The organism is Pedobacter sp. NJ-S-72 (assembly GCF_053890575.1).
Genome location: NZ_CM132681.1, coordinates 4417973 through 4433928 on the forward strand (window position 1 = coordinate 4417973; position 15956 = coordinate 4433928).

Here is a 15956-nt window from a genome sequence, read left to right on the forward strand (position 1 = left end):
TGTACTTAAAAATGAGTTAACATATGAGCATAGAAGAAAAAGGGAGTATTTCCATACATACCGAAAACATTTTTCCTATTATTAAGAAATTCCTGTACTCAGACAATGAGATATTCCTGCGTGAGCTGGTTTCAAATGCGGTTGATGCGGTACAAAAAATCAAACGTTTAGCTGCGTTAGGACAATACAACGGTGAGTTGGGTAATCCTTTAGTAGAAGTTGCGCTTGATGTGGAGAAAAAGACGATCACAATCAGTGATAACGGCTTGGGGATGACTGCTGAAGAGATTAAAAAATATATCAATCAGGTTGCTTTTTCAGGTGCAAGTGAATTTGTAGAAAAATTCAAAGATGCTAAAGATGCAAATGAGATCATTGGTAAATTTGGTTTAGGGTTCTCTATTCTGCATTCATGGTCGCTGATCTGGTTGAAATACAGACTTTATCTTACCAGGAAGGTGCAGAACCTGCACGCTGGGTTTGTGACGGAAGTACTTCTTATGAAATTAATGAAGGTTCACGTACCACAAGAGGAACAGAAATTATTCTTCATATCAATGAAGAATCTGCTGAATTCCTTAGTCAGCATAAATTAGAAGAGATCTTAGATAAATATGGTAAATTCTTACCTGTACCGATTAAATTTGGTACAAAAACTCAGGAAATTCCTGATGGTGAGGATGAAGAGGGAAAGCCAAAAACAGTATCTGTTGAAACTGATAATATCATCAATACAACTGATCCGATCTGGACTAAAGCACCTGCAGATTTGTCAGACCAGGATTATCTGGACTTCTACAAACAATTATATCCATTTGGTGAAGATCCTTTATTCTGGATCCACCTGAATGTAGACTATCCATTCAATTTAACGGGTGTTTTTATACTTCCCAAAGTGAAGAAGAATGATTTTGATATGCAACGCAACAAAATCAAGTTATTCAGCCGCCAGGTATTTATTACTGATGAAGTAAAAGATATCGTGCCTGAATTCTTAATGTTATTGCATGGTGTAATCGATTCTCCTGATATTCCATTGAATGTTTCGAGAAGTTTCCTTCAGGCAGACAGCAATGTGAAAAAAATTAACAGCTACATCACTAAAAAAGTAGCTGATAAATTAGGTGAACTCTTCAATAAAGACCGTAAGGCTTATGAAGAAAAGTGGAGTGATATCGGCCTTTTCGTAAAATACGGAATGGTGAGCGAAGAGAAGTTCTATGATAAAGCAAAGGATTTCGCTTTAGTAACTAACACTAAAAACGAAAATTATACGCTTGATGAATATCATGCAAAGGTAAAAGATATCCAAACTGATAAAAATGGTCAGGTGGTATATATCTATACGAATGATCCTGCTAAACAGGATGGTTTCATCCAGTCTGCAAACAAAAAGGATTATGATGTATTGCTGATGAACTCGGCAATTGATAATCACTTTGTGACTTCTTTAGAGCAAAAGCTGGAGAAAACGTTATTGAAACGTGTTGACTCTAGTGTTGCGAGCAAACTGATCGAAAAAGATGAGGTTGTTGAGTCTGTATTGACTGACGAACAATCTGCGAAAGTGAAAGATGTTTTTGAGAAAGCAATTGTGAAACCGGGCTTCCAGGTTGAAATTGTTGGCTTACATCCGGAAGAATTCCCTGTAACAGTAACTATGGACGAGTTTATGAGAAGAATGAAGGACATGGCTCAAATGGGTGGTGGAATGAGTTTCTATGGTAATATGCCAGATAGCTATAAGGTTGCAATTAACGGGAACCATAAATTGGTAGGTAAGATTTTACAGACTGAGAGTGGTGAAGAACAAAATGCGCTGGCTAAACAGGCGGTTGATTTGGCTTTGCTTTCCCAAGGGATGCTGACTGGTGCTGAATTAACGGCATTCGTCAACAGAGAAGTGTTGAATTAATATAACCGGGTTTTTATCCCGACTTCGTGAAAAACCGGAACTGCTATGTTCTGGCTGCATTTTCTTATGCCCTTCGGGGCAACGAAATGCTATGCCATCACATTAGCAGATTCGGTTTTTTTCTGTATCTGACCGTTTCCCCGGTTATGATTAATTGCAGAATGGTTGACGGGATATGATGTTAATGAAGATGGCGTTGTGCTTTTGTTGGTTGGTGTCCAGGAAGAAACATGAGATAGCGCTTAAGGAGACACCCGGGGCAGCCTCTTATGGATAGTTGTTTAAAATCCCTGTTTTTCATATCCCTTTTTTGAAGGATTTATGGAAAACAGGGATTTTTTTTTTTGCTCTTTTTTAGAAAGTAAAAGCCTTTTGATTGAGTTCTTTATTTTTTAATGTTCTCGAGACTTAGAAGGAACGCATAGTTCAGGGCAATGTCTTTTAGATAATCAAATCTTCCGGATGCACCGCCGTGACCAAAGTCCATGTCTGTTTTAAGCAGAAGAATGTTCTTATCGGTTTTTGTAGCACGTAGCTTAGCCACCCACTTAGCAGGTTCGAAGTATTGAACCTGACTATCATGAAGGCCAGTGGTGACAAGCATGTTAGGGTAATTCTTTGCCTCAATGTTTTCGTAAGGGGAATAACTCTTCATGTAATGGTAAGCATCGGCATTCTTTGGGTTCCCCCATTCGTCAAACTCATTTGTGGTCAGAGGAATGCTTTCGTCGAGCATTGTGTTGATGACATCTACAAATGGCACCTGGGCTATTATGCCATTCCAAAGGTTTGGCTCCAGGTTAATGATTGCTCCCATTAGCAGGCCTCCCGCACTGCCTCCCTGAGCATAGAGATGCGTTGAGCTTGTGAATTTTTGTTCAATCAGGAATTTACCACAATCAATGAAATCAGTGAATGTATTGAGCTTTTTCATCAGTTTCCCATCTTCATACCATTGGCGTCCCATTTCCTGGCCACCACGGATATATGAGCAATGGCGTACACGAATCCCCTGTTTAGTAAACTCAGATTGCTGGTAGAGAAAGAAGCATCCATGCTGTGGCCATAAGAACCATAAGCGTAAAGAAGCAGTGGCGCATTGCCATCTCTTTTGAGCCCATTTTTATAAACAAGTGAGATTGGAACCTGAGTCCCGTCTTTTGCCGTGGCATAGAGACGCTCTGTGGTATATTCTTCCTTATTGTATCCACCTACAACCTCCTGCTGCTTCTTGAGCTGCTTTTCTTTGGTATGCATCCCGTAGTCATAAATGGAGACCGGAGTGGTCATCGAGGTGTACATATAACGGAGTGTTGTACTGTTATATTCTGGGTTATTGCCTACTGAAGCGTTATAGGTAGGTTCCCCAAAATCAATATAGTGTTCAGGTCCGCTTAGGTTCCGGATCTGTAATTGAGTAAGGCCGTTTTTACGCTCAGAGATCACAATGAAATCTTTAAAGCCTTCTACATCCTCAAGTAGGACGTCTGTACGGTGTGGAATTACTTCTTTCCAGTTTTCTATGCCGGTTTTGTCGAGGGGGCATTCCATTAAACGGAAGTTTTTAGCTTCCCAGTTGGTCAGTATCAGAAATTTATCAGCCAGGGCAGTGACGTTGTATATCACATCTTTTATTCTTGGCTGAAATACTTTGAATTCAGCATCAGGCTGATCTGAAGGGATTAACCATTCTTCGGCAGATAAAGTGGCGGAAGAATAGATAAAGATATATTTACCGGATTTTGATTTACCTACGCCAATGTAATTGGATTTGTCTTTTTCATGGTAAACTACGGTATCTTTAGTTGCACTGGAACCAAGTTTATGTTTCTTAATTTTCTCGCTTAATAAGGTCTTTGGATTTTTTGAGGTATAAAAGATAGTTTTGTTATCTGCTGCCCATACAGCATCTCCCTCTGTATTTGGAATATTATCTTTTAATAACTCTCCGGTCTCCAGGTTCTTGATATGGATTGTATATTGCCTTCTGGAAACTTTATCTACTCCGTAAGCCAGCAATTTGTTGTCGGGACTTACAGTATATCCGGTAGCAGAATAATACGGAAGGTCTTTTGCCAGTTCATCAATATCAAGGAGGATTTCTTCGCTGGCTTCTAATGTCCCTTTCTTGCGGCAGAATTTGGAGTACTGTTTACCTTCTTCAGTTCTGGAATAATAAAAATATCCGTTTTTGAATACGGGAACAGATTCGTCTTTTTCTTTAATACGGCCTTTCAGCTCTTTAAATAAATTGGCTTGTAACGTTTTTTTGTACCACTCATCATGGTCTCGAGATAGGTGTTCTCTGCGTTAAGATAATCGATTGTTTCTGTGCTGTCAGGCCCTTTTGTAAAGTAATCGATCATCCAGTAATAATTGTCAGTTACTGTGTCGCCATGCAGAACTCGCTGTTTAGGCTTGATATCCGCTACTGGTGCTTTTGCCGCAGGCCATTTATAAGTTTCCATTTTTGTATCTTTGTTTGTGCTGGGCCAGGGCTGATATTTGCTTTTACCTTAGCCACGGCTAATGCCAAAATAGGGATTAATTTTATAAACTATATATCATTATGAGTAAAATTCTTAACCGAAGTAATATTATTAACGGGATTCTGATTGTGCTGTTCCTGGTATTGCTGTTTGTTCCTCCGGCAAAAGCACTTGTGATGGAAGGATTAATGAAAATGGGCTTTTTCAGGCCAGATACTACTGCGGTAGAAAAACAGGTTAACGCCGAAGGAAATCTTTCAGGAATTAAGTTTAAGGACGTAAACGGGAAAGAGATTGATCTGGGAGAACTGAGAGGCAAAGTCGTTTTTCTTAACTTCTGGGCCACCTGGTGCCCTCCTTGTCTGGCAGAAATGCCAAGCGTGAATGCATTGCACGAGAAATTTAAAGATGATAAAGATGTAGTCTTTATTTTGGTAGATGCTGATAGTCAATTACCAAAAGCGCAAAAATTCATGGATAAAAAGGGATATGGACTAACCGGTATATGCGGTTGCCAGCGATATTCCAGAAGTGCTTTTTAAAGGCTCATTACCAACTACGGTAGTCTTTGATAAAAAAGGAAGAATTTCCTTTAATGAATCCGGTGCTGCAAATTATGGAGACCCAAAATTTATTGAATTTATAAATAAGCTAAAAACAACAAATTAATAATTATCAATTTATAAGCCCGTCTTAAAGGGTGTTTTTAAGAAAATAATCATGCAAGAACCATTTGATATTACTATAGGAGAAACTGACTATGCTATCTTTCCTGAAGGAAATGATACTTATGTTGTTTTTAAAGATGGAAAGGAATACCGTCATATACTTAAAGACACAGGATCAACCTGGCTGACACTGGACCCTGAAACCGCATTACCTCTGTTTGGAGAAGATGAAGAGGTTAATGCTATAGGCAAAGAGATTATCGCTTATGTGCCTGAAGAAGAGGAAGAAGATGCTGATCAGGAAGAAGAAACTGAAGAACAATAAATAATCTTATTTTAAACAGCCTATAAAAGATAAGCCCTTTTTAAAGGAGCTTATCTTTTGATAATTTTAATCTTTTTAAGGGTATTGCCATTTCTGGTAATTGTACCGATATATAAGCCTGTAGATAAAGCAGACAGATCAAACTGATACAATCCATTCGCTTCTTTCAAATAAATCTTTTGTCCGGATAGGTTATAAAGAGAAAGTGTATAAGGCTCAAAGTCTCCGCTAAGTACTGATAATATGTCTGTTACAGGGTTAGGATAAGTTACAAAATCATTTTCTTTCAGAAAGTTAAGCGGTAAAATATCAGAAGGGATCTTAATCCCATCATTCGTTTCCAAAGTCACTCTATAGAACTGTATTCCACGAACAAGGTTTTTATCTGTCTGGCTATAACTCAATAAGCCGGAGGTAACAGCGGTTTCTGCCATTTGTGCAAATACCCCAGGAGAAGTTTGCTTCTCCCAAATAATACGTTTCAGGTTATAAGTTGTACCGATTACCAAATCAAAGCTTACCTGCATCATCTACAATATTAGCCTGGAAAGTTCTTACATAACATACTACACCCTGTGTCGTGTAGTTTTTTGTTTCACTTTTTATCCCGCTGAAATCTGCGCCATTTGCTGATACGGTAAAATATGGGGTCGCCATTTCTGACTTGTCTATAATGACCACGGTATCTGTAAGCTGTCTGATGCTTTTTAAAACATTATCCTTTAAATTGTAAAGGGTATAACCTGTAGCTGATGGCTGCGGAGACCAGTGAAACAAAACCTTTTCCGCACAATTATACCCGACCTTGATATCTTCAGGCGGCGAGACTATGAAAGATTCAGTAATAAACTCTTTTCCGCCAGTTTCCATCTTCAATAGTGCCCGGGTAAATAAATTTGGAACAGTCCATTTAAAGAAAGGAGAGCTGAAATTAATATTACTGCTCAAAATAGTCCAGTTAGTGCCATTATCATAGCTCACAGAGAGTTTTCCTGTCTGACCTGATAAAAGTACTGCTCCATCTTACATAATTGTCCTGAGCGGCGAAAACTGCTGCGTCTTTTAAAGGAAAGGTCCAGTCGAAACTGCCAGTAGCTTTAAGTTGATAGGCGATGCTGAAATCCTGTTTGCCTTGTGTAACCGTTCTGCCTTTTACATGTACGGTATAATTTCCTGCAGGAGCATTGGTTAAACTAACTTGTTGTACGGTGTTAATATTGTCTATTCCCCTTTTAGCAGGTAATGATAAAGAGTCTGCACTAGGGTAGGTATTCAGTATCCATGGTAAAATAACGGGGCTCGCAGGCGTTTCCATTGATAAGTCGAGATGGTTAACTATACCCTGTACATTATTAATCGCTGCCGGCGGATCAATCCATGCCAGAGTAACTTTAAGCTCCTGCTGGTTTGCCGGCACCTGTAATTGAAAAGTATAATCCTGCTGATCGTTAACCGTTCCTGTTTTGAACCTGTTTTCTACGATGGTTTGTATGGCTTGTAAGGCATTTAATTTTCCAAATCCGGTGACATAATCGACCTGTGGGGCGCCTATATCATCAGCAGAATTCACAAAAACACTCTTTACAATGGCCTGAGTTGGTTGTTTCCCAAAAAGGCTCTTATATTTTTGCTGAAAAATAGCTACAGTACCAGATGTTAATGCGGCGGCGCCCGATGTTCCATCCTGGCCTAAAGCAACTATTTCTGGTTTGACCCTTCCGTCGTAGGCAGGGCCTCTGCTGCTGCGTGGCTCTGGAATATCTTCGAGACCGATCCCACCCACAACGATAACATTTTTTGCAGTTTTAAAGTTTCCTGTTATGTTTGCCATAAACGGGATGTTTTTATAGATTCCGTCTGCTGGTGTAATTAAACCAGAATTCCCTGCTGAAAAAACATGGATAATCGTATCAGATTCAAATACCTGTTTATCATATGCGGCTGCCTGCATACCGTAAAAATTATCTACACCCAGACCATAAGAGTGATTTTGTACACTCACCTTATATTGATTCAGCTCTTTAATGTCATCAGGCATCAGGTCATCATTATTCTTTCTGTAATCTGACGCGGTTAAAGAGGCCAATGGAGCTGCTCCCCGGCCCAGTATATAAGAATTACCTCTGCCGACCGCAAGTGTAGACATATTGGTTGCATGGTCATCCACAACAGGGGCATTAGATGGAGAAGCGACAATATTTCCAATCAGATCTATATCAGTCTTATCAAACATCTGCTCTTTCACAGATAATGTAATCCCTTTTCCAGTGATATCCGGATAACGCAGCTGTACCGCAGCGATCTCATTAACGGAAAGATCCAGGTCTTTAATCAGGGCTTCGTCTTTAGCAACCTGAATAATATCCGCAAAGATGACTTCGTTCAATTGTAAAATTGGCATCAGTTCGCTCATTTGGATGCTGGCCGTAACAATATGATTGTTCTGATCTAGGGTATAAGATTTTAAGGCCCTGAGGGATTCAGGTACAGCTGGTGTTTGTGGATTATCGCAATCCTTATTGTAAATTGTTTATTTTGAGTTATATATTGCTCGTATAGCCGGCTTAATTTATCGCTCGCCTTCCATAAAGAGTTGGCTTTTGACTGAGAAATAATTAAAGAACTGAATTTTGCAGCCATCTTTTCCGAAATAATCAGGTGATTCGAAGAGAGGCTACGTAAAGGTTTTAGTTCCTGAATTTCAGCGGATGTTAAGGGGCGCGACAACTCCACAAGCAAGAGATTTCCACCGTTTATCTTGGAATTTACCACAGTAGAGCTGTATTTGTGGAAAATATCTTTTTTTTCTGCAACCGATAAGTTTTGTGCTTTTGCAGCTGTGTTGCAAAGACAAATTATAATTAAAGCATATTTTATTTTGAAATTCACAATAATTTGAAATTAAAAATTTGTTTATGGTTAAAATTATATATAATTTTAGATTAACCTATTAGTTCACAAACATTCTACCTAAAAAACTAACTTAATGAAAAAATTTAATTTAACTTATTCTCGCTTGCCGTTGCCGGCATGCTTGCACTGTGCGTTTTCGGATGCCAGAAAAAAGACGCTGCTACTACAGCTGACACAAAACAAGATGAAATTTCAGCAACTACTAAAACTCAGATCTCAAATCTTGGTTTCAGTACTGAAAATGCAAGAAAAGTAGATGGCGGTTACCTTGTTGAAGGTGATATCCTTTTAAGTGAAGCGAATCTTACTGAAAAAGCAGAAACTCAACACTTAAGTGTTGCTGAAACTGAGCAATACAGGACAACCAATCTTGTAAAAGCTTTACCAAGAGTAATTACTATCTCTGTAACAAACTTGCCAACAGTTTATTCAAATGCTGTTAATGGAATGATTACAAGATACAATAACTTAGGCTTACGTTTTACATTCCAACGTGCAGCTGCAGGAACTACTGGTCAAATTGACGTAGTAGGATTTAATGAAGGTCCTTCAGGTGGTTTCATCACTTTAGGTTCTTCTGGTTTCCCAACTGCTTTGGTAATGCATACAGCCAGGTTAAAATGAATACTAATGCTGCGGCTTACGGTGCTAACCCTAACCTTTTATATCTTACTTCAGTTTTACAACATGAAATTGGACATTGCATTGGTTTCCGTCATACTGATTATTCTAACAGAGCTTATAGCTGTGGAGCTTCAGGAGCAGGAAATGAAGGTCAAAGTAATGTTGGTGCAATCCTGATCCCAGGTACGCCTTCTGCACCAGATGCAGCATCATTCATGTTAGCTTGCTCTAACGGCGGCGACAGAACCTTCAATGCTAATGATGTAAAAGCAATTAACTATTTATACAAATAAAAACCTAACCCTTAGATTTTTTGTGGATTAAAGGCTTTAAGCCCGGCAATATTTATTGCCGGGTTTGGTGCGTTTAATATTTTCTGTAATTAAATAGTTATTCGCTGATATTCAGTTAATTAAGGTGTTTAAAATTTGTTTTAATCTAAAATAGTGTATAATTTTAGCTTACCTATGACTTATTAATCATCTACCTAAAATTAACTTAATGAAAAAACTGAATTTATTGTCATTTGCACTTGTAGGTGCAATGACCCTAAGCATCTTTGGATGTCAAAAAAAAGATGCACCAACTTCTTCGACAGCGAAACAGGATCAAATTTCTGCAAGCACAAAATCTCAAATCAGTAAACTGGGCTTTAGCACTGAGAACGCCCGAAAAGTAAAAGGAGGATACCTTGTAGAAGGCGATATTCTTTTGACGGATAAAAATCTCGGAGAAACAGCTGTAACCAGTCATTTAAGTATCGCTGAAACAGAGCAGTACCGGACAACAAATCTGGTTAGTGCTTTACCAAGAGTGATTACAATTTCTGTATCTAATCTTCCTACAGTCTACAGTAATGCTGTTAACGCAATGATTACCAGGTATAATAATTTGGGCCTGCGCTTTACTTTTCAGAGAGCGGCAGCAGGAACTACTGGTGATATTGATGTGGTTGGCTTTGATGAAGGCGTAGGACCAGATGGCTATATTACTTTAGGCTCATCAGGTTTCCCTTCTGGAGGAGATCCTTACAATGAGATTCAAATGAATACCAATGTTGATGCTTATGGTGCTAATCCTAATCTGGGATACCTGACTTCTGTTTTACAACATGAAGTTGGACATTGTATTGGTTTCCGTCATACTGATTATGCCAACAGAGCTTATAGCTGTGGTGGTGCTTATGATAATGAAGGTAAAAGTGATATTGGCGCAGTAAGGATTCCAGGTACTCCATCAGGACCAGATGCAGCTTCATTTATGTTGGCTTGTTCAAACGGATCTGATAGAACATTTAATGCCAATGATAAAATTGCACTAAACTATTTATATAAATAATCATTAAACCATAGATATTTATAAGTCATGGTCTTAGGCCCGGCATTAACTTGCCGGGCTTTTATCAATTTTAACCTGCCCGGTTATTCCGGTGGAGGCTGCGGTAATGTATTGCTTCGGCTAAATGTTCCATTGTTTTGGGTTTTTCTTGCATCAACAATCTGGGTCATAATCTTAAGCGTTAACGAAATAAAAAAACTATTTTAGCATAAATTAAAATTACAAATCGGACAACTTTACTATAAAGCGACACGAACTAAGCGCTGAACATAACAGTATCTACTCAAAAAGAAGGGGCACTCGTGTTTCAGATCAAGTTTTGGAGCAAAAGTCCCGGCACATCATCAAGCAGAAAGCGTTAGGCACAACAATAAGCACCAAGCATTATGACTTATAATTTAAAAAAGTTTCTCGTAAAATCTGTTTTTGTACTTGCGCTAATACACTTAGCTTACTTTATATATGGTTATTTTAAGTTTAGAGGCATAAAAAAAACATCAATATTTATACAGAGTTTTATCGTTTCAAGTTTTACGACGACGTGTCTATTTCTCACATCTTCATAACAGGCTTATTTTTATTGACGATTCTTATTTTCCTGATACGGAATCATTCCAGGGAACGGTACAATGTTAAAATCTGATTGAAATTGGGGCTATTCTGCTTTTAATAGTTTTTTTTTTTATCATTGAGCTTTTTTATGAGTTATAGTTTCGGATTGAATGCTAAACTTAAGAATGAATTGTCTGAAAAAAAACTTCAATGCTGATAAAACGTTGTTAAATGTTTTAAATCCTTTTTTATACAGCTACACGTCGTACAATTCGGAGAAGTTATTTACTGTAAAAAATATTTTATATCCCAAGCCATATCCTGTTATCGAAGTAAAGGACACTATTTTTTACGATTTAACAAATAAAGAATTATTTAGTTTGGAATCTAAATATTATAGCATTGATACCTTAAAAATGCTCACATCAGGTTATGAAAAGTTTAAAAGTGCCTCCAACTCTGTTTATGACTTATTCGGGTTTGATAAGGAAGAATTACAGAAGAGAATCATTTCAAAAAATACGCGAAAAGACAGCACCGAAATTATATTTAAAGGTCTTGAAGTTAACCCAAAATATGATAATGACATTTGTATTTTTCTCGAAAACAATACTTTGATTAGTCCAATTAACGATTTACCTATAAAAAAAACAACAGCGGCAAAATGCTATAGATCGATACCGGCTACTTTACAAATTAAATAAGGATTCTTTGCTTTACTCCTTTAAAAAGCTTGATACGTTATTAAAAAAATACAATATAGAATCTTCAATTAAGCCAGCAGCCTTGACCGAAGATGCCTTTCATTTTCGGGATAAAAATCAGGAGGCTCTAAACGAAATCAGAAATAGCTTTGATCGAAATGCATTGATTGAAAAGATTAACACATTAAACAGGTTATTTTATCAGCCAGGCTACTTTCATTCATCTATCAGAATGATTTTCTTTAGCGTGCTGTTTTCGGCCTGGCTTTTTGGCTTTTTAATTTTTGTTTTTGCAAATTATATACGAAAACCGAAACATCAAAAGCCTGATCCTTTAAATTCAGACCGAATGCAGGGTAGCTATAAAAGCGACGCATAAGGCATAAGGAACACACAGATTTAATGAGACCAGCTGTCACGATCCAGGCTGCGGTAGTGTATGGCTTCAGCGAGATGTTCGAGGCAGATGGTTTCACTTTCAGAGAGATCTGCAATCGTTCTGGAAACCTTTAGAATTCTATCGTATGCCCTTGCAGACAACCCGAGCTTCTCCATCGCCCTTTTAATCAAGGTTCTTCCAGCATCATCGATTACACAAATATTTCGTACCATGTTTGGGCTCATCTGGGCATTGTAATGCAGTGTATTATTTCCGGCAAACCGGAGATCCTGAATCTCCCGGGCTTTAATAACGCGTGCCCTGATGGCGCTACTTTTCTCCGTTTCTTCCAAAGACGATAATTCATTAAAATTTACCGGGGTTACCTCTACATGTAAATCAATTCTGTCCATTAGCGGACCAGAAATTTTGCTCAGGTATTTCTGTACAACACCCGCACCGCAAACACATTCCTTTTCCGGGTGATTATAAAACCCGCACGGACAAGGGTTCATAGAAGCAATAAGCATGAAACTCGCTGGATATTCAACACTTAAGCGTGACCTTGATATGGTTACTTTACGGTCTTCAAGTGGCTGTCTCATAACTTCCAGTACAGATCTTTTAAATTCTGGCAGTTCGTCAAGGAACAAAACCCCATTATGTGCGAAGGATATCTCTCCCGGCTGTGGGTTGCTGCCTCCGCCAACCAGTGCGATATCAGAAATACTATGATGAGGGCTGCGAAAAGGTCTTTCAGTCATTAATGATGATGCTGCATTTAGTTTCCCTGCAACAGAATGAATTTTAGTTGTTTCGAGCGCTTCCTCTAAATTCAAAGGGGGTAAAATAGTAGGCAGACGCTTAGCAAGCATTGTTTTTCCTGCTCCAGGCGGTCCGATCAGAATCACATTATGGCCACCGGCGGCAGCAATTTCTAACGCTCGTTTAATACTTTCCTGACCTTTGACGTCAGAAAAATCATGATCATATAAACTAAATTTTTTAAAAAACTCTTCCTTTGTATTCACCATAACAGGTGCAAAGAATGCTTTTTCATTGAAAAAAGCGACCAAATCTGTAAGGTGGTGCATGCCATAAACCGGGAGGTCATCCACAACAGCAGCTTCCCTGGAATTGTCAGCTGGTAAAATAAACCCTTTAAACCCCGCTTTTTTTGCCTGTATGGAAATAGGTAATGCTCCTTTTACAGGCCGTATCCCCCCATCCAGAGAGAGTTCTCCAGCAATGATAAAGTCTTGTACTCTTTCGCTCAACAATTGCCCTGAAGCAGCTAAAATTCCGACAGCAATAGGCAAATCATAAGAGGTACCCTCTTTCCGGATATCTGCAGGTGACAAATTAACGACGATCTTTTGCCTTGGCATCTTTAGACCCGAAGACTGAATAGCGCTTTCTATTCTTTTTAGACTCTCCTTAATTGCATTATCAGGTAATCCGACAATATGATATTTATTTCCGCTGCTAATACTGACTTCAATGGTGATGGTTAGCATTTACACCAAAGACTGCGCTGCCGTAAGTTTTAATGAGCATAATGATTTACGAATTAGCACGTAAATTTAATCCCATATTAAACCTTATAGGTTAAAAAAATAAGGCATAAAAAAAACCGGATTGAGAGCCCGGTTTTTTAAAGATCAGAAAAGATGTTGTTACATTCTTCCCTGTGGCATTTTAGGCATACCGCGCATCATTTTAGCTGCGGCTGCAGGATTAGAAAATTGTTTCATCACCTTACGCATATCCTCAAACTGTTTAATCAGCTTGGTTACTTCTTCTATTTTATTTCCAGAACCTTTAGCAATACGTAAACGTCTGCTTTGCTGAATGCTGTCTGGATTTTCACGTTCATATTTCGTCATGGACTGAATAATCGCTTCCACATTTTTGAAAGCATCGTCTTCAATCTCCACGTTTTTCATCATTTTACTCACGCCTGGAATCATGCCCATCAGGTCTTTCATGTTACCCATTTTCTTGATCTGCTGAATCTGGTTGTAGAAATCGTTGAAGTCAAATTTATTCTTACGGATTTTCTTTTGAAGTTCTGCTGCTTCTTTCTCATCAAACTGCTCCTGAGCACGCTCAACAAGGGAAACAACGTCACCCATTCCCAAAATACGGGAAGCCATTCTGTCTGGATAGAAAACATCAAGTGCTTCCATTTTTTCACCAGTACCTACAAATTTGATCGGTTTGTTAACCACAGACTTAATGGATAAAGCCGCACCACCGCGGGTATCACCATCAAGTTTTGTCAGTACAACACCTGTAAAATCTAATCTGTCATTGAATGCTTTAGCTGTATTAACCGCATCCTGTCCGGTCATGGCATCAACTACGAACAGGATTTCATGCGGTTTAGTATGCAATTTTACATCCGAGATCTCATTCATCATCTGCTCGTCTATTGCTAAACGACCGGCTGTATCAATAATAATCACATTGTGATGTTCTTTCTTTCCAAGTTCAATACCTTCAAGTGCTTGCTACAGGGTCTTTAGAATCTTTGTTCGCATAAACAGGAACGCCAATTTGTTCACCCAATATCTGCAATTGATCGATCGCAGCAGGACGATATACGTCACCAGCTACCAATAAAGGTTTTTTACCTTTACTTTTCAGGTAATTTGCAAGTTTTCCGGAGAAGGTAGTTTTACCCGCACCGTTCAGACCAGCAATCAGTATGATCGTAGGATTCGCTTTTAAATCTAATTCTTTAACCTCACCGCCCATCAGCGCAGTCAGCTCGTCGTTCATTACTTTAGTCAGTAATTGTCCCGGAGAAACTGCAGTAAGTACATTCAGGCCAAGAGCCTTTTCCTTAACCTCGTCAGTGAAGCTTTTAGCAGTTTTAAAATTTACATCGGCATCCAGTAAAGCTTTACGAATTTCTTTCATGGTCTCGGCCACGTTGATCTCTGAAATGCTTCCCTGACCCTTTAGAACTTTAAATGCCCGGTCTAGTTTATCCTGTAAATTTTCAAACATGTTTTGTTAATTGATATTCAATTAGTTAATGTGTAATGGTAGAAGGGTACAAAGTTGCAAACATTTTTAATAACAATCAACATTAAAATGTGATGCAAAGGTATTTAACGCGGGAATACAAACATCACGCCCATGGCTAATGACTGACTGCCCTGAATCTTATTGCTGGTTGTCTTGTCATACAATCCGACGCCAGTAAGAGAAACATTCATAAAACGGTTGACTTTTGCAGTCATCGTCACATCCAGTCTGTGTCTCATGAATTCAAAATTATTGTAAGGTACAAATATCTCATACCTGCTTTTCAGGTTTACATTCTGAAAAATATCTTTTTCGAAATTACTTACAATTTGAAAGGCGATGTCATTTTTGAAGGTGTGACCAGCGAGTACGCCATAACTGTCATTTCTTGGTGTTCCGGCCGCCGCCGCTGCTGCAAGAAGTTCGTCGTTATCCAGAACGAAAGTTTGTCTTGCCGCTCCTGTACCAAACCTGGTATAAAAATACTTGTTTGGCTTATACTCCATACCGACAGACTCTGTTAAATAGCCTGGAGACATGAATTTAGAGATGATTGTTGGTTTTTCTCCTCCGTTACCATCAGGTGCATAAGAATATCCACTGTCAAACTGGGACTCAAAAGTTACTGAGGTATATAAATTCCAGTTTTTAGAGACTTTAAATGCCCCTGAATTATCCCAGAAAATACGGTCATTCGTTTTCTTTTGCAGCTGTCCCTTGTTTCTGATTTTTCCGTATTGCAAATTAACTACAGTAGTATAGCTGTAGCTATCTTTTTTATATTCAGCATTATAGTTAACCAATCCGCCAACTGCCAGTGAATTTACACCACCAGCGCTCCAGTTATTACTGAATGAAGATTGATTGACATTAATCCCGATCGCCGTTTTAGTTTTCCAGTAGTTAACCTTGGAACTCACAATCAGCGGTTTAATTTCCACCGGTTTAAACACGATAATACCTTTTAGTGAGGCATCGGACTCTTCTTAAGTTTAAGATCGAAATCCTTAATC

At 38.6% G+C, this 15956-nt stretch carries 13 protein-coding genes and 3 pseudogenes; 7 read left to right on the forward strand and 9 right to left on the reverse strand.

From position 1 onward, the window contains the following. Positions 1-23: 23 nt before the first annotated feature. Positions 24-1915, forward strand: a pseudogene (gene htpG / locus ACWYN3_RS29240) (molecular chaperone HtpG). 385 nt (positions 1916-2300) lie between these two features. Here the strand turns inward: htpG and ACWYN3_RS29245 are convergent. Genes ACWYN3_RS29245 through ACWYN3_RS29255 form a run of 3 tightly spaced genes read right to left on the reverse strand, consistent with a single transcriptional unit; the run spans position 2301 to position 4383 of the window. After that, positions 2301-2882, reverse strand: coding sequence for a prolyl oligopeptidase family serine peptidase (locus ACWYN3_RS29245; protein ID WP_456217463.1), 582 nt, complete (start codon positions 2880-2882; stop codon positions 2301-2303). Then, positions 2849-4153, reverse strand: coding sequence for a hypothetical protein (locus ACWYN3_RS29250; protein WP_456223191.1), 1305 nt, complete (start codon positions 4151-4153; stop codon positions 2849-2851). Before ACWYN3_RS29250 ends, ACWYN3_RS29245 begins: the two co-directional genes overlap by 34 nt. Then, on the reverse strand, positions 4150-4383 hold the full coding sequence (locus ACWYN3_RS29255; protein WP_456217464.1) for a hypothetical protein: 234 nt from the start codon (positions 4381-4383) through the stop codon (positions 4150-4152). The genes ACWYN3_RS29250 and ACWYN3_RS29255 overlap by 4 nt, the downstream gene beginning before the upstream one ends. Before the next feature lie 101 nt (positions 4384-4484). On the opposite strand from ACWYN3_RS29255, the gene ACWYN3_RS29260 reads away from it, so the two are divergent. Then, entirely contained in the window at positions 4485-4946 is a 462-nt protein-coding gene (locus ACWYN3_RS29260) for a TlpA family protein disulfide reductase (RefSeq protein ID WP_456217465.1), read from the forward strand. A gap of 178 nt (positions 4947-5124) precedes the next feature. Then, positions 5125-5397: a hypothetical protein gene (locus ACWYN3_RS29265; RefSeq protein WP_456217466.1), complete on the forward strand. Its 273-nt coding sequence runs from the start codon at positions 5125-5127 to the stop codon at positions 5395-5397. Positions 5398-5447: 50 nt separating this feature from the next. On the opposite strand, the gene ACWYN3_RS29270 is transcribed toward ACWYN3_RS29265, so the two are convergent. The 3 genes from ACWYN3_RS29270 to ACWYN3_RS29280 are packed head-to-tail and all read right to left on the reverse strand — an operon-like array spanning position 5448 to position 7810. Further along, entirely contained in the window at positions 5448-5927 is a 480-nt protein-coding gene (locus ACWYN3_RS29270; RefSeq protein ID WP_456217467.1) for a T9SS type A sorting domain-containing protein, read from the reverse strand. Continuing rightward, positions 5908-6378: a hypothetical protein gene (locus tag ACWYN3_RS29275; protein WP_456217468.1), complete on the reverse strand. Its 471-nt coding sequence runs from the start codon at positions 6376-6378 to the stop codon at positions 5908-5910. Before ACWYN3_RS29275 ends, ACWYN3_RS29270 begins: the two co-directional genes overlap by 20 nt. Further along, positions 6368-7810 (reverse strand): S8 family serine peptidase, encoded by a 1443-nt coding sequence (locus ACWYN3_RS29280; RefSeq protein WP_456217469.1) that lies wholly within the window; start codon positions 7808-7810, stop codon positions 6368-6370. Before ACWYN3_RS29280 ends, ACWYN3_RS29275 begins: the two co-directional genes overlap by 11 nt. Positions 7811-8427: 617 nt before the next feature. Here ACWYN3_RS29280 and ACWYN3_RS29285 point away from each other — a divergent pair. The 4 genes from ACWYN3_RS29285 to ACWYN3_RS29300 all read left to right on the forward strand — a co-directional run bounded on the left by ACWYN3_RS29285 (position 8428) and on the right by ACWYN3_RS29300 (position 11528). Beyond that, positions 8428-8934, forward strand: coding sequence for a M57 family metalloprotease (locus tag ACWYN3_RS29285; RefSeq protein WP_456217470.1), 507 nt, complete (start codon positions 8428-8430; stop codon positions 8932-8934). Continuing rightward, on the forward strand, positions 8931-9227 hold the full coding sequence (locus ACWYN3_RS29290; protein ID WP_456217471.1) for a M57 family metalloprotease: 297 nt from the start codon (positions 8931-8933) through the stop codon (positions 9225-9227). Before ACWYN3_RS29285 ends, ACWYN3_RS29290 begins: the two co-directional genes overlap by 4 nt. A 208-nt stretch (positions 9228-9435) precedes the next feature. Then, entirely contained in the window at positions 9436-10272 is an 837-nt protein-coding gene (locus ACWYN3_RS29295; protein WP_456217472.1) for a M57 family metalloprotease, read from the forward strand. 932 nt (positions 10273-11204) lie between these two features. Further along, positions 11205-11528 carry a hypothetical protein gene (locus tag ACWYN3_RS29300; RefSeq protein ID WP_456217473.1) on the forward strand — a complete coding sequence of 108 codons (324 nt, stop codon included), beginning with the start codon at positions 11205-11207 and terminating at the stop codon, positions 11526-11528. A gap of 399 nt (positions 11529-11927) precedes the next feature. Here the strand turns inward: ACWYN3_RS29300 and ACWYN3_RS29305 are convergent. From ACWYN3_RS29305 to ACWYN3_RS29315, 3 genes and pseudogenes are all read right to left on the reverse strand, one after another. Beyond that, a pseudogene (locus ACWYN3_RS29305) lies at positions 11928-13464 on the reverse strand (YifB family Mg chelatase-like AAA ATPase). A 119-nt stretch (positions 13465-13583) separates the two neighbouring features. Further along, a pseudogene (ffh, locus tag ACWYN3_RS29310) lies at positions 13584-14922 on the reverse strand (signal recognition particle protein). A 104-nt stretch (positions 14923-15026) separates the two neighbouring features. Then, the gene (locus ACWYN3_RS29315; RefSeq protein ID WP_456217474.1) at positions 15027-15863 is read right to left on the reverse strand and encodes a DUF3078 domain-containing protein; all 837 of its coding nucleotides are present in this window, start codon (positions 15861-15863) and stop codon (positions 15027-15029) included. Between the last annotated feature and the right edge of the window lie 93 nt (positions 15864-15956).

What these genes read in the sequence shown, in the direction of transcription:
- ACWYN3_RS29245 (WP_456217463.1), bottom strand. Translation starts at nt 2,882, where the DNA reads ATGGGACGCCAATGGTATGAAGATGGGAAACTGATGAAAAAGCTCAAT.
- ACWYN3_RS29255 (WP_456217464.1), bottom strand. Translation starts at nt 4,383, where the DNA reads ATGGAAACTTATAAATGGCCTGCGGCAAAAGCACCAGTAGCGGATATC.
- ACWYN3_RS29260 (WP_456217465.1), top strand. Translation starts at nt 4,485, where the DNA reads ATGAGTAAAATTCTTAACCGAAGTAATATTATTAACGGGATTCTGATT.
- ACWYN3_RS29265 (WP_456217466.1), top strand. Translation starts at nt 5,125, where the DNA reads ATGCAAGAACCATTTGATATTACTATAGGAGAAACTGACTATGCTATC.
- ACWYN3_RS29270 (WP_456217467.1), bottom strand. Translation starts at nt 5,927, where the DNA reads ATGATGCAGGTAAGCTTTGATTTGGTAATCGGTACAACTTATAACCTG.
- ACWYN3_RS29280 (WP_456217469.1), bottom strand. Translation starts at nt 7,810, where the DNA reads ATGAGCGAACTGATGCCAATTTTACAATTGAACGAAGTCATCTTTGCG.
- ACWYN3_RS29285 (WP_456217470.1), top strand. Translation starts at nt 8,428, where the DNA reads ATGCTTGCACTGTGCGTTTTCGGATGCCAGAAAAAAGACGCTGCTACT.
- ACWYN3_RS29290 (WP_456217471.1), top strand. Translation starts at nt 8,931, where the DNA reads ATGAATACTAATGCTGCGGCTTACGGTGCTAACCCTAACCTTTTATAT.
- ACWYN3_RS29295 (WP_456217472.1), top strand. Translation starts at nt 9,436, where the DNA reads ATGAAAAAACTGAATTTATTGTCATTTGCACTTGTAGGTGCAATGACC.